General features: G+C 62.8%; 12 protein-coding genes. 11 read left to right on the plus strand and 1 reads right to left on the minus strand.

The window, feature by feature from the left end; genetic code table 11:
* Positions 1-103 precede the first annotated feature (103 nt).
* The 11 genes from AC1RT2_RS09150 to apnL all read left to right on the plus strand — a co-directional run bounded on the left by AC1RT2_RS09150 (position 104) and on the right by apnL (position 13,635).
* Positions 104-1,051: a D-ribose ABC transporter substrate-binding protein gene (locus tag AC1RT2_RS09150; RefSeq protein WP_069061614.1), complete on the plus strand. Its 948-nt coding sequence runs from the start codon at positions 104-106 to the stop codon at positions 1,049-1,051.
* 98 nt (positions 1,052-1,149) lie between these two features.
* The gene (locus tag AC1RT2_RS09155) at positions 1,150-2,004 is read left to right on the plus strand and encodes a DeoR/GlpR family DNA-binding transcription regulator (protein ID WP_493101309.1); all 855 of its coding nucleotides are present in this window, start codon (positions 1,150-1,152) and stop codon (positions 2,002-2,004) included.
* A gap of 68 nt (positions 2,005-2,072) precedes the next feature.
* Entirely contained in the window at positions 2,073-3,593 is a 1,521-nt protein-coding gene (locus AC1RT2_RS09160; protein ID WP_493101311.1) for an FGGY-family carbohydrate kinase, read from the plus strand.
* 17 nt (positions 3,594-3,610) lie between these two features.
* On the plus strand, positions 3,611-5,287 hold the full coding sequence (locus tag AC1RT2_RS09165; RefSeq protein WP_493101313.1) for a glycerol-3-phosphate dehydrogenase/oxidase: 1,677 nt from the start codon (positions 3,611-3,613) through the stop codon (positions 5,285-5,287).
* A gap of 232 nt (positions 5,288-5,519) precedes the next feature.
* Positions 5,520-6,347 carry a phosphogluconate dehydrogenase C-terminal domain-containing protein gene (locus AC1RT2_RS09170; RefSeq protein ID WP_257946393.1) on the plus strand — a complete coding sequence of 276 codons (828 nt, stop codon included), beginning with the start codon at positions 5,520-5,522 and terminating at the stop codon, positions 6,345-6,347.
* A gap of 121 nt (positions 6,348-6,468) precedes the next feature.
* A complete protein-coding gene (locus AC1RT2_RS09175) occupies positions 6,469-7,410 on the plus strand; it encodes a D-ribose ABC transporter substrate-binding protein (protein WP_160860763.1) in 942 nt (313 codons plus the stop codon).
* Between the two features lie 70 nt (positions 7,411-7,480).
* Positions 7,481-8,119: a DUF2291 family protein gene (locus tag AC1RT2_RS09180; protein ID WP_493101316.1), complete on the plus strand. Its 639-nt coding sequence runs from the start codon at positions 7,481-7,483 to the stop codon at positions 8,117-8,119.
* A gap of 2 nt (positions 8,120-8,121) precedes the next feature.
* Positions 8,122-9,666 carry a sugar ABC transporter ATP-binding protein gene (locus AC1RT2_RS09185; protein WP_493101318.1) on the plus strand — a complete coding sequence of 515 codons (1,545 nt, stop codon included), beginning with the start codon at positions 8,122-8,124 and terminating at the stop codon, positions 9,664-9,666.
* The gene (locus tag AC1RT2_RS09190; RefSeq protein WP_493101320.1) at positions 9,666-10,733 is read left to right on the plus strand and encodes an ABC transporter permease; all 1,068 of its coding nucleotides are present in this window, start codon (positions 9,666-9,668) and stop codon (positions 10,731-10,733) included. The genes AC1RT2_RS09185 and AC1RT2_RS09190 overlap by 1 nt, the downstream gene beginning before the upstream one ends.
* Positions 10,734-10,735: 2 nt before the next feature.
* Complete coding sequence (locus tag AC1RT2_RS09195) at positions 10,736-11,770, plus strand: Gfo/Idh/MocA family protein (protein ID WP_493101322.1); 1,035 nt, start codon at positions 10,736-10,738, stop codon at positions 11,768-11,770.
* The gene (gene apnL, locus AC1RT2_RS09200) at positions 11,767-13,635 is read left to right on the plus strand and encodes a D-apionate lactonase (protein WP_493101324.1); all 1,869 of its coding nucleotides are present in this window, start codon (positions 11,767-11,769) and stop codon (positions 13,633-13,635) included. Before AC1RT2_RS09195 ends, apnL begins: the two co-directional genes overlap by 4 nt.
* Before the next feature lie 3 nt (positions 13,636-13,638).
* Here apnL and AC1RT2_RS09205 read toward each other — a convergent pair whose 3' ends face one another.
* The gene (locus tag AC1RT2_RS09205; RefSeq protein WP_493101326.1) at positions 13,639-14,355 is read right to left on the minus strand and encodes a transcriptional regulator NanR; all 717 of its coding nucleotides are present in this window, start codon (positions 14,353-14,355) and stop codon (positions 13,639-13,641) included.
* Positions 14,356-14,428 lie beyond the last annotated feature (73 nt).

The raw sequence follows: 14,428 nt of genomic DNA on the forward strand, positions 1-14,428 counted from the left end.
CCGGAACTGACTGCGACCGGGAGAGGCGGGCCACCGAGTGCCCCGGCAGCGGAAAGTATTGCCGATCATCGGCGCAAACGAACTCAACAAAGGGAGTGAGATCATGTTCAAAAAAGGTATGCGTGTACTCTTCGCAGCAACTGCCGCTTTGCCGCTGCTGTTCAGCACAGCCTGGGCCGAGGGCCTGATTACGGTCATCGTCAACGATCCGTCCAACCCGTACTGGTTCACCGAAGGCGAAGTCGCCAAGGCGACCGCCGAAAAGCTCGGCTACACGGCCAATGTTGGTGCGCACAAGGGTGACACCAACACCGAGAGCAACCTGATCGACACCGCGATCACCAACAAGTCGGTTGCCATCATCCTCGACCCAGCAAATGCCGATGGTTCTGTCGGCGCCGTGAAGAAGGCCGTTGCGGCCGGCATTCCGGTCATTCTCGTCAATGCCGAGATCAACCAGGAAGGCCTTGCCAAGGCTCAGCTCGTTTCGAACAACGCCCAGGGCGCTGCTCTCGGTGCGCAGCAGTGGGTCGAAGCGGTCGGCGACAAGGGGAAGTATGTCGAACTTTTTGGCGCGCCTGCTGACAACAACGCTGCAACCCGTTCGAACGGCTACGAAACCGTCCTGACGCAGTACCCGGACCTCGAAAAGTCCGGCAAGGAAGTGGCTGACTGGGACCGTACCAAGGGCCACGCCAAGATGCAGTCCCTGCTTCAGGCAAACCCGGACATCATCGGTGTGATCAGCGGCAATGACGAAATGGCGCTGGGTGCCATCGCGGCCCTCAAGGAAGCCGGCAAGCTCGAGCAGGTGAAGGTCGGCGGTTTCGACGGTTCGCCGGACGCAGTTGCCGCCATCAAGGCCGGTGAGCTGCAGTACACCGTCCTCCAGCCGGTCGCTGTCTTCTCGGAAGCCGCCGTCAAGCAGGCCGACAACGTGATCAAGAACGGCTCGACCGGTGTCGACACCGAAAAGCAGCTGTTCGATTGCCTGCTGATCACCAAGGATAATGTCGACAAGTACACCGCTCCGTTCGTTCTGAGCGAGTAATCAACACCGGGAGCGCCTGTCCGCGGGCGCTCCCATCCACCTTGCTTGGCATTTTCCTTGCCGCCCGATACGAGATACCAAACTTCTCTCCTCGAAGCATGGCAGGGTTCTCCGTGAACAAGAAAGTCGACGTCAAGGATTTGCTTTCGGAAGAGCTGCCGAGCGACAGCCGGCATGCGCGCCAGCTCGTGCGCCGCCAGGCGATCGCCGAAACGGTTATCGCCGAAGGGTCGATCCGCATCGAAGACCTGACCGAGCGCTTCGGCATCAGCCTGATGACGGCGCACCGCGATGTCGACGAACTCGTCAGCCGTGGCCTTTTCCGCAAGACGCGCGGCATCGTTTCGGCGGCACCCACCAGCCTTATCGAATCCTCCGATGTCTACCGCGCCACCAAACAGGCCAAGGAGAAGAAGGCGGTTGCCCGGGCTGCGATGCAGTTCGTCGAGCCGGGGCAGGCGATCTTCATGGACGACGCCACGACCGTGCACGAGATGACCCGCTTCCTGCCGGCCAAGGTACCGCTGACGGTCATCACCAATTCGCTTGTGCTGATCAACGAGTTGAAGGAGGTGAACGACCTCAACCTCATCTGTCTCGGGGGGCAGTTCTACCATTGGTGCAATGCCTTCATGGGGCATATCACCACCAACGAAATTCGCCGCCTCCGGGCGGATACAGTATTCATGTCGCTGTCGGCGATCGTCGATGACGTGGTCTACCACCAGTCGCCGGAAACCGTCACGACGAAGCGCGCGATGTTCGAGAGTTCTGCCCGGCGCGTGCTTCTGGCGGACCACACCAAGTTCGAGCGGCGCGCGCTGCACCACTTCGCGGCGCTTGAAGAATTCGACGCCGTGATCGTCGACGAGGATATCCCGATCTCCCACCTGTCGCGCATGCGCTCGAAGGGGATCAACGTCATTGTGGCGGACGGAGAACGGGCCGGCTGAGGTTTCCGCTGCCGCGGATATCCAGATGTCGGTCACCGCTCTTCTTTCGCCTGAGAATGGAGACAGCGATGCCTTGCATCATGGGTATAGACAGCGGCTTGACGGTGACCAAGGCCGTCATCTTCGATGCGAACGGCACGGTTCTGGCCATCGCCCGCCGGCGTGTTCCGCAGCTCATCCCCGCGCCACAGCATGTCGAACGCGATATGGACGGGCTGTGGTCGGCAACGGCGGACGCGATCCGCGAGGCGCTCGCCGCCTGCGGTCGTCCGGCTTCCGACATCGTGGCGATTGCCGCTACCGCCCATGGTGACGGCATCTATCTGCTCGATGACGACAAGAGGCCGCTCGGCAATGCCATTGTTTCGCTCGATACACGCGCCGGCGCGATTGCCGATGCGTGGAACGAGGGCGAGATCGGCGAACAGTCGCTGACGCTGACAGGCCAGAAGCCGCACGCCTCCGCACCCTCCGCGATTCTGCGCTGGATCCGCGAGCACCAGCCGGAGCGTTACGCCCGCATCGCCCATTTCATTGCGGCAAAAGACTGGCTGCGCTTCTGCCTGTGCGGCACGATCGGCACGGACCGCACCGAGGCGAGCACCTCCTTCACCAACGTGCAGACGCAGGACTATGCCGACGACGCTTTCCGTCTGTTCGGGTTGGAGCGGCTCGCCGGCCGGCAGCCGCCGATGGCGGGCTCCACCGAGATCGTCGGCGGTGTGACGGCCGAGACGGCGCGGCAGACGGGCCTTGTCGCGGGCACGCCGGTCATGGCCGGCCTGCATGACGTGACGGCGTCTGCGCTCGGCATGGGCGGTTATGGCGAAGGCGTGGTCGCCGTCATTGCCGGCACCTATTCGATCAACGAGACGGTGTCGCCTGCGCCAAAGGTCGATGGCCGCTGGTTCTGCCGCAACGGCATCCTGCCGGGCGAGTGGAACAACATGTCCATCTCGCCCGCCTCTACCGCCAACTACGACTGGTTCATCGAGCAGTTCTGCGCCGGCGATGCGCAGCAGGCCGAGGCGTCCGGCGAGAGCATCCATGCTATCCTCGGCAAGGAATTCGAGGTCGCACGCCAGCGCCCGTCGAGCGCCTTCTTCCATCCCTATCTCTTCGGTTCGCCCTTCGGCGGAGCGTCGAGCGCCGGCTTCTATGGGCTCAATGCCTGGCACGACCGGGGCGATCTGGTGCGGGCCGTGCTGGAGGGCATCGCCTTCAACCACCGTGTCCATGTCGATGCGCTGCGTGATGGTTTTGCGCCGACCTCGGCCCGTCTGACGGGCGGTATCTCGCGCAATCCCGCCATGGCGGGCCTTTTTGCCGATATTCTCGGCCTGCCGGTCACGGCAACGCGCACGGAGGAGGCGGCTGCCTGGGGCGCGGCGTTGTGCGCGGGTGCAGGCGCCGGGCTCTTTGCCTCGCCCACTGCCGATCCGCGCGACCTTGCATCGATCGAGACGACCTACCAGCCGGATCCAGACCGGCAGCGCGCCTATGACGAAAAATATCGGGTCTTCCTCGATCTCGCCGAGGCCATGAAGCCGCTCTGGCCGACGCTCCGGCGCCTCGGCGACGCTGCATAGCAACAGGAATACCCATCATGACGAACACAACAGCCGGCACGGTCGAGACCTTCGACGTGATCATCCTCGGCGCAGGCATCAACGGGGCCGGGCTCTTTCGGGATCTCTGCCTCCAGGGTTTGAAATGCCTGATCGTCGACAAGGCCGATTTCGGTTCCGGCACCAGCGCCGCTCCCTCGCGCCTCATCCATGGCGGCATCAAGTATCTGGAGACGGGGGAACTGGGCCTCGTCGCGCAGTCGACACTGGAGCGCAATCTGCTGCTGCGCAACGCGCCGCATTGCGTCGAGCCCCTGCCGACTTTCATTCCTTCCTTCTCGCTGATGAAGGGGGCCTTTGCGGCATTCCGCACACTGCTCGGCTCGACGACCGCGCCGCGCAGCCGTGGTGCCGTGCTGATCAAGATCGGCCTTGCGCTCTACGATCTCTACGGCGCACGTCACCGCGTCATGCCAAAACATCAGTTCTTCTTTCGCCGCAAGGCGCTGGAGGAAATGCCGGAAATCACGCCGCGCATCGTCGCCGGCGGCATCTATTACGACGCCAAGATCAGCCGGCCGGAACGGCTGGTCTGGGAACTGGTGAGGGATGGCCTCGATGCCAGCCCGGACGCCCGCGCGATGAACGACACGACGCTGCTCGGGCAAGAGGAAGGCGTGCTGCACCTTCGCGATCCGCGCGGCACGGAGCGGCTGGTGCGTGCGGCCACCATCGTGAACGGCGCCGGTCCGTGGATCGATCAGGTCAATGCGACGCTGGGCGTTCCCGGAAAACTGATCGGTGGCACGAAGGGATCGCATATCCTCCTCAGGCACCCCGATCTCGTCAAAAGCCTCAAGGGCCGGATGATCTATTTCGAGGCCGATGACGGGCGCATCTGCCTGGTCTACGATTTCCTCGGTCTCGCGTTGGTCGGCTCGACGGACACCAAGGCCGACAATCCCGAGACGGTGCGCTGCGAGGAGGAGGAGATCGACTACTTCCTTGCCAGCCTGCGTTCTCTCCTGCCCAAGCTGGACTTCGGTCGCGAGCAGATCGTCTATGCCTATAGCGGCATCCGGCCTCTGCCGGCGTCGGACGCCAGCAATCCCGGCCTGATCAGCCGCGACCATTCGGCACCCGTGGCGGAACCTGCCGAGAGGCGGCCGTTTTCCGTCATCTCGCTGGTCGGCGGCAAGTGGACCACCTTCCGCGGTTTCGCCGAGGAGGTCTCAGATACGATCCTTGCGCGCATGGGCCGTACACGCAAGATCAGCACACAGATGCTGCCGATCGGCGGCGGGCGCGCCTTCCCGGTGGATGATGCTGCGCGGCGCGCCTGGGTTTCCGCGCGATCCGCGAAAAGCGGCCTGCCTGCCGCGATGGTTGACGCGCTGCTTGGGCGTTACGGCACGACCGCCGATGCGGTGCTGGCCCATATCGGCGGGGAGGGTGGCGCTGCGCCGCTCGCCCATGTGGATGGTTACAGCAGGGCGGAAATCGACTGGATCGTGCGCAGCGAAATGGTCGAACATCTCGCTGATATCGTCATGCGGCGAACGACGCTTGCCATCGAAGGGCGGCTCAGCGCAGCCGGACTGGACGAGATCGCAACCGTCGCCGCGTCTGCGCTGGGCTGGGATGAACGCCGGCGGGCGGAGGAGCTTGCGGCCGTTACCGAACACCTCACCGCCTTCAACCGCGTCAGCCTTTGACACCTTACGTGCGTAAAGCGCGTGACCTCGAGCCGGCCGTCGCGAGACGGTCGGCTTTTTCTTTGCGCTGTCGGAATGAGAAGCCGGATTTGCCCATGTCACTTATTCTGAGAGATAGTTATTGACTTGTTATACCAGTTGGGAAATATAGGCCCACGCCGGGTGACCGGTGGAGGAAATTTCGGCTGGACAGGATTTTGGATCCGGCCGCTCGCATTCAGGGAGGTCTTCGATGACATCGATCGCGCTGTTCGGTGCCGGTGGCAAAATGGGCTATCGGCTCGCCAAGAATCTCAAGGGTTCGCGTTTCGATGTCCGGCATATCGAAGTGAGCGATGCCGGCAAGGCGCGCCTTGCCGACGATCTCGGGCTCTCCTGCGTATCCGCCGATGAAGGTCTCGATGGCGCTGATGTCGTCATTCTCGCGGTTCCGGATACGGCGATTGGCAAGGTCGCAGCCGGCATCGTCGATAAGCTGAAGCCGGGCACCATGGTCGTGGCGCTCGATGCTGCCGCCCCCTTCGCCGGCCACCTGCCGGAGCGCGCGGACCTGACCTATTTCGTCACGCATCCCTGCCACCCGCCGATCTTCAACGATGAGACGGACCCGGCGGCCAAGCGCGATTTCTTCGGTGGTGTCGCGGCCAAGCAGCACATCGTGTCCGCGCTGATGCAGGGTCCTGAAGAGGCCTATGCGCTCGGTGAAGAGATCGCCAAGGTGATCTGGGCACCGGTCATGCGTTCTCACCGCGTGACGGTCGAACAGATGGCGCTGCTGGAGCCGGGCTTGTCCGAGACAGTCTGTGCCTCGCTGCTCGTCGTGATGCGCGAAGCCATGGACGAATGCGTGCGCCGCGGCGTTGCCAAGGAAGCCGCCCGCGACTTCCTGCTCGGCCACATGAACGTGCTCGGCGCGGTGATCTTCGAGGAGACACCGGGCGTCTTCTCCGATGCCTGCAACAAGGCGATCGAGTTCGGCAAGCCCGTGCTCATGAAGGACGATTGGAAGCGCGTGTTCGAGCCTGCGGAAATCGCAGCCAGCATCCAGCGTATCACCTGATTTCCGGCGGGCCTGGCCCGCCGCGGCCGGCGTCACGCGCCGGCTAAAGATCGCACCGGGGCGGCCATTTTCAATGGAGGGATGGCTGCTGGAATTCGGTGCCTAACCGGGAGGAGAGACTATGAACATTACCCGCAGACTGATCACCGTCGGCTTTGCCGCCGTCATGGCCGCAAGCGTTGCCATGCCGTCTTTCGCGGCCGACCTCATCGCCATCATCACGCCAAGCCACGACAACCCGTTCTTCAAGGCGGAAGCTGTCGGCGCGGAAGCCAAGGCCAAGGAACTCGGCTACGAGACGCTGGTTCTGGTGCATGACGACGACGCCAACAAGCAGTCGCAGCTGATCGACACCGCCATCGGTCGCGGCGCCAAGGCGATCATCCTCGACAATGCCGGCTCGGAAGCCTCGATCGCCGCCGTCCAAAAGGCCAAGGATGCGGGCATTCCCTCCTTCCTGATCGACCGTGAAATCAACGCTACCGGCGTCGCCGTCTCGCAGATCGTTTCGAACAACTATCAGGGCGCGCAGCTCGGTGCCGAAGAGTTCGTCAAGCTGATGGGCGAGAAGGGCAACTATGTCGAGTTGCTCGGCCGCGAAGCCGATCTCAATGCCGGCATCCGCTCCAAGGGCTACCACGACGTCATGGACGAATATCCTGACATGAAGATGGTCGCCCAGCAGTCGGCCAACTGGAGCCAGACGGAAGGCTACTCCAAGATGGAGACCATCCTTCAGGCGAACCCGGACATCCAAGGCGTCATCGCCGGCAACGACACGATGGCCATGGGCGCGATTGCAGCCCTTCAGGCTGCCGGCCGCAAGGATGTCATCGTCGTCGGCTTCGACGGTTCGAACGACGTGCGCGACTCCATCAAGGCAGGCGGCATCAAGGCGACCGTCATGCAGCCGGCCTATGCCCAGGCCCAGCTCGCCGTCACCCAGGCGCATGAGTACATCACGACCGGCAAGGCGCCGGCCGAGGAAAAGCAGCTCATGGACTGCGTGCTCATCACCGCGGACAATGCCGGTAAGCTCGAGACCTTCGCGCTCTCCGAGTAATCCTATCCGCGATGGCGCGAGGCGGGGTGCGGTCCCACCTCGCGTTTTCTGTTTGTGACGGAGAATGGGAATGCTGAGGTTCAACGCTGCCTGTACACTCGTGCTTGCGGGCGCACTCGCGCTCGGCGGCTGCAAGTTCGTCAAGACAGAGGACGAACAGAAACAGGCGGCGGCGGGCGCCTTCAACCCCGACAAGCTGGTTGCCGATATCTGGGACGCCAAGGTCGTGCCCTATCTCGAGGAGCGCGGTGGCGCCTTCCAGGACGTCGCGGCGCTTGCGGCAAGCGATTTGAACGCGGCCGCTGAAAAATACGGCCACAAGGAAAAGCAGGGCAATGCGCCCTGGACTTTCGCCGCCAAGATCGATGGCGTGATCGTCGGCGAAGAGACCAAGTCACGCGCCGGGTATGTCGACGTGGATGTCGACGGCGACAAAAAGGCCGATGTGCGCGTCTCGATCGGCCCGGCGATCCGCGGCACGGCGCTGCGCGACAGCCTGAAATTCGTGAACTTCAACGAGTTCAAGAACCAGATCGAATGGGCGCAGTACGGCAAGTCGTTCAACACCTATGTGAATGGCGCGCTGCTGGAGAAACTGTCGCGCGAAGGCCTGACCGGCAAGACGATCAAGGCGACCGGCGCCTACCCGCTACCCGCCAAGGGCCAGCTGCCGCAGTTCGTGCCGGCCACCATCACCGTGGGAGGCTGACGATGGCCGAGCAGGACGATGGCGACGTCATTCTCGAACTCAAGGACATCACGAAGGCTTATTCGGGCATCGTGGCGCTGAAGAAGGCGGACCTGAAACTTCGGCGCGGTGCGGTGAACGTGCTCGTCGGTGAAAACGGCGCCGGCAAATCCACCATGATGCGCATCATCGCCGGCGTCGAGCGGCCGACGCTCGGCGAGATCTGGATGGATGGCGAGCGTATTCATCTCAACAGTCCGGCGGATGCGGTGCGGCACGGCATCGGTATCGTTTTCCAGGAGCTGAACCTCTTCGGCAACCTCTCTGTCGCCGAGAACATTTTTGCCACCCGCGAGATCACCCGCGGCCTGCGCGGTATCGACCACAAGGCCCAGGTGGAGAAAGCCAACGAATTCCTGAACCGTCTCGAGGCCGGAATTTCCGCCGATACGCTGGCGGAAGACCTGCCGATCGGCCAGCAGCAGCTTGTCGAGATCGCCCGCGCCGTCTCGCTCGATACCCGCATCCTCATCATGGACGAGCCCACTTCGGCGCTGAGCGCTGCCGAAGTCGACGTGCTGTTCCGCGTCATCGCGGACCTCAAGGCGCGCGGCGTCGCCATCGTCTATATCTCGCACCGGCTGGAAGAGCTGATGCGCATCGGCGACTATATTACCGTCCTGAAGGACGGGCAGATCACCGGCCATGCCATGGTCAAGGACATCGACACGCGCTGGATCGTGCGCTCCATGATCGGCTCGGATGCCAAGGACTTTGCCAAGCAGGTCGATCATGCGCCGGGCGAGGAAGTCTTTCGCACGGAAGATATCTGCCTACCGCGCGCGCAGGGTGGCTATGCGGTCGATCATGTCTCGATCGGCGTGCGCAAGGGCGAGATCCTCGGCATCTACGGCCTGATGGGCGCGGGGCGTTCCGAGCTTTTCGAATGCATCATGGGCCGGCACGAGCATTACACGGGAAAAATCTTCGTCGAGGACGAGGAGTTGAAGGGTCGTGACACGACCCGGCGTATCCGCGAGGGCCTTGCGCTGATCCCGGAGGATCGCCAGCGCGAAGGGCTCGTGCAGTCCATGTCGATTGCCGACAACCTGTCCATGGCAAGCCTTGGCCAGTTTCTGAAAGCCGGCTTCCATATCGACCTGAAGCTGGAGAAGGCGGCGATCCTTGAGGCGATCCGCAATCTTTCCATCAAGGCGAAGAACCCGGATTTCGACGTTACCTCCATGTCGGGCGGCAACCAGCAGAAGGTCGTCATCGGCAAGGCGCTGATGACCGGTCCGAAGGTGCTGCTGATGGACGAGCCGAGCCGCGGCATCGACGTCGGCGCCAAGGCGGACGTCTTTCGCACCATGCGGCGGCTGGCGGGCGAGGGCCTCGCCATCCTGTTTTCCACCTCGGACCTCGAAGAGGTCATGGCGCTGTCCGATCGCATTGCGGTGATGAGCAACGGACGGCTGGTGACGGTCGTCGACCGTAAGGACGCCACCGAAGAGATGATCGTCTCGGCCTCCGCAGAGGGACATAAAACCAAAAGGATGCATGCGTGATGACGACAGCAACGCACACTGCCGCCACCGGCAACCACCTCTCCACCGGCGCCGCCCTGCTCACGCTGATGAAGCTTCGAACCTTCATTGCGCTCTTTGCGGTGATCATCTTCTTCTCAATCTTCGCGCCGAACTTCCTGTCGACCGCCAACATGATCCTGATGTCGAAACATGCGACGCAGAATGCGTTTCTGGCGATCGGCATGACCTTCGTCATCATCACCGGCGGCATCGACCTCTCGGTCGGCTCGATCGTCGGCCTCTGCGGCATGATCGCCGGCGGGCTCATCATGTATGGCGTCGCGCTGCCGCTGGGCTACACGGTCTATTTCAACATCGTCGAGGTGGCTGTTATCGTCATGGTCGTCGGCATCCTGATCGGCGCGGTCAACGGCCTGCTGATTACCCGGCTAAATGTCGCCCCCTTCATCGCGACGCTCGGCACGCTCTATGTGGCGCGCGGCATGGCGCTGCTCTATTCTGACGGTCAGACGCTGCCCAATCTCACGGGGCGCGAAGACCTCGGCAACCAGGGTTTTTCCTATCTGGGCTCCGGCTCGATCCTGGGACTGCCGGTCTCGGTCTGGATCCTCATCGTCGTGGCGCTGGGGGCCGCCTACTTCGCCCGCTTCGTGCCGCTCGGCCGGCATATCTTTGCGGTCGGTGGCAATGAGCGCGCGTCCCGCATGTCGGGTATCCGCGTCAACCGCGTAAAAATGATCGTCTACATGTTTTCCGGCTTCTGCGCGGCGATCGTCGGCCTGATCATCTCCTCGGAACTGATGGCCTCGCACCCCGCGACCGGCACGAACCTCGAACTCAACGCCATTGCGGCGGCGGTTCTCGGTGGTACATCCATGTCGGGCGGGCGCGGCACGATCGGCGGAACGATTATCGGCGCCTTCGTGATCGGCATTCTCTCGGACGGGTTGGTGATGATGGGCGTGAGTTCCTTCTGGCAGATGGTGATCAAGGGTCTCGTCATCATCGTCGCTGTTGTTGTCGACCAGGCGCAGCGCCGCTTGCAGCAGCGCGTTACCCTGATGCAGATGGCAAAGGCAGGCTGAATATGGCGAAGGTAAAGGGTGCGCTGATCGGCTGCGGCTTCTTCGCTGTCAACCAGATGCATGGCTGGCAGGATTTGGCCAATGTGGAGATCGTGGCGATCTGCGACCGTGATCCGCAACGGCTTGCGATCGTCGGCGACCAGTTCGGCGTAGCGCGGCGTTATCACTCGGCGGACGATATGTTTGCCGATGGCGGCTTCGATTTCGTCGATATCGCAACGACGGTCGGCAGCCATCAGGCGCTGGTCGAGCTTGCCGCCAGCCACAAGGTGCCTGCGATCTGCCAAAAACCGTTTGCGCCGACGCTGGCCGATGCCCAGGCGATGGTTGCTGCCGCTGACAATGCCGGCGTTCCCCTGATGATCCACGAAAATTTCCGCTGGCAGACGCCCATTCTTGCGGTGAAGGCGGTGCTGGACGGCGGCGCGATCGGCGATCCCTTCTGGGGCCGCGTCTCCTTCCGCTCCGGCTTCGATGTCTTCTCCGGCCAACCCTATCTAGCGAAGGGCAAGCGCTTCATCATCGAAGACCTCGGCATCCATTCGCTCGATATCGCCCGCTTCCTGTTCGGCGATGCCGGCCGCATGACTGCCCGTACGCGCCGCATCAATCCGGACATTGCCGGCGAGGACGTGGCGACCATGCTGCTCGACCACGACAACGGCATCACCTCGATCATCGATGTCAGCTATGCGACGAAGTTGCCGGAAGAACCGTTCCCGGAAACGTTTGTCGAGATTGATGGCAGCGCGGGCACCCTCAGGCTCGGCAAGGACTACAAGTTGATCGTCCATGGGCCTGATGGCACGACGGAAAGCATCGTCGCGCCGACCCTGCTGCCCTGGGCCTCGCGCCCATGGCACAATATCCAGGAGAGTGTGGCCCTTATCCAGAAACACTGGATCGAGCGGCTGACAACCGGTCAGGCGCCGGATACGTCGGGCCGCGACAATCTGAAAACCTTTGCCCTTGTCGAAGCCGCCTACTTGAGCGCCGAGCGTGGGGAGACCGTTTCGCTGCGGGACCTGCTGGGATGAGCGAGGACCTGCTGCGGCTCTACGGCACAGGCGAACGGGAACCGGAAAGCCGGACACTCGTTGCGGGCGATCTCAGTGTGGAGCTTCAGGGCGGGAACCTTCGCACCCTGCGTTTCCGCGGACACGAGGTTCTCCGGGCCATCGCCTTTCTCGTGCGCGACAAGGATTGGGGCACATGCAGCGCCACGATCGCCGATCTGGCCGTCGCGGAAACGGGACTGGGCTTTTCCGTTACCTATAACGCCCGCTTCACCGCGCCCTCGGGTGCCAATCTCGATTGCGCCATCGCGATTTCGGGCACGGCAAAAACCATTAGGTTCTCTGCCCATTGTGTCAGCGATGCCGATTTTGAAACGGCCCGTGCCGGCTTCGTCGTGCTGCACCCGGTCGTCGGTGTTGCGGGAGAGCCTGTCGAGGTCCGGCATGGCAACGGCAGCATCGAACGGTCGCACTGGCCACAAGAGATCGAGCCATGGCAGCCGTTCAAGGACATCGTCGCGATTACCCATCAGGTCGCGCCCGGTATCGCGGCGATGACGGCCTTCGATGGTGACATCTTCGAGATGGAGGATCAGCGCAACTGGACCGATGGCTCCTACAAGACCTATGTGCGTCCTCTGGCGCTGCCATGGCCGTATCGTGTGGCGAAAAACGAGCCGTTCAGCCAGACGATCGCCGTTGAAATTCGGGCGGAAGACGATGCTGCACGCGCTGTCGATGCATCTGATATTATCGCCCTGCAACTGGTGCCGACGGGCTTCCGCTTTCCTGAAATCGGTGTCGGTCTGCGGCCGGAATGCCCTGCGCAGGAGCTGGCCGCGCTCGAAACCCTGAAAACCATCGGCGCACGGCACCTGATCGGCCATTTCGATCCGGGGGCGGGGCATGGCCTTGCCGCGCTGAAGGGCTACGCGGAGATCGCGGAAAAATCCGGGCTCCGGATGACGCTGGAACTTGCCGTACCGTGCAAGCGTCCGCTGCAGGAGGAAATGGCCGGGTTCGCAGCGCTTGTGCAGGAGGCCGGCCTGACGCTCGATACCCTGTTCGTCTGCCCCTCGGTCGATCGCCAGTCGACGCCGCCCGGGAGCCCGTGGCCGGAATGCCCACTGCTGGAGGAGGTCTATGCCGCCGCGCGCGCGGCTTTTCCCGGTGTACGGCTCGGCGGTGGCATGATGAGCTATTTCACTGAACTCAACCGCAAGCGCGTGCCGGCCGACCCTATCGATTATGTCAGCCATTGCACCAATCCGATCGTGCATGCGGCCGATGATCTGTCCGTCATGCAGACGTTTGAAGCGCTGCGCCATGTCGTCAGCTCGACCCGTGCGATCTATGGCGACAAGCCCTATCGCATCGGCCCGTCGACGATCGCCATGCGGCAGAACCCCTACGGCAGTGCGACGAAGGACAACCGGGCGGGTGGGCGCATTCCCATGGCCAATGTCGATCCGCGGCACAACGGCCAGTTCGGTGCAGCATGGACGCTGGCATACGCCGCAACGGTCGTCCCTGCCGGGCTGGAGGTGGTGACACTGTCGACGCTTGCCGGTCCCTACGGCCTGGTCGCAGGGGAGGGCGAGGCAACGGTACAGGGTGATTTGCGGCCGCTCGCGCATGTTCTGGCGTGCCTTGGCATCTTGGCAGGTGAGGCAGTGCATGCCGTCGAGACGTCTCGCGCGGATGCGTTGCTCGGGCTCGCTTCCAAGGAGCGCTTGCTTTTGGCGAACATCACCGCAAACCCGCAGGTGGCCGCCTTGTCCCAACCGCCGCGCCGGGTCTCGCTCATCGGGGCAGAGAGTGTCGATTTGCCGGCAGGCGAACGGATCGTCGTGCCGTCCTATGGCTGCGTCGAGATCGTGCTCTGAACCCTACGTCCGCTCCTTGAGGGCATAGAGCGCGCGGGAGCGTTCGAGATGTTTGATCATCGCCTTTTCCGCGAGGTCGGCATTGCCCTTCTCGATCGTGCGGATGATTTCCGCGTGTTCGGCGAGCGTAAAGTTTTCGCGGCCCGTCCAGATGAGCATTTCCGTATGATAGGACTTCAGCCAGCCCAGCATTGCACCACTGACCGCCGCGAAGATCGGATTGCCGGAAATCTGCGCGATATACTGGTGGAACTCCATGTCGGCTTCGATGAAGGCGTCCGCATCGCCAAGGCTCTGCTTCTGCTTGTCGAGGAGGGCATTGAGTTGCGCGATGTGGTCAGGTGTGGCCTTGGCGGCCGCTTCCCGGATCATGCCGCGTTCGAAGAAGATACGGGCGCTCTTCAGATGCTCCAGCGAGTCGGAGGAGCCGGAGAGCATCATCTTGGCCGGCAGATCGACCTGCCGGAAGATGGATTCGGCGGTGATGCGCAGCACCTTGGCGCGCTCGCCCTGCGAAATCTCGACAAGGCCCTTTCCGGCAAGCGCCTGCATCGCCTCGCGGATCGCCGGGCGGCCGACGCCGTAGCGCTCCATGAGTTCGCGTTCGGAGGGCATGTCGTCGCCCGCCTTCAGCTCGCCGGTTTCGATCATGTGCTTCAGCCGCGCGAAGACTTCGTCGGAGAGTTTTTTGCGGACGATCGGTTCGGAAACGACGTTCATGGATCACCTGATTTCGACAGGTTGGAATATGCACCAAGTTGGTTCGCCGCAACAGCTTTTGCGGCAATCGGCT

The organism is Shinella sp. GW821-FHT11G07 (assembly GCF_058808115.1).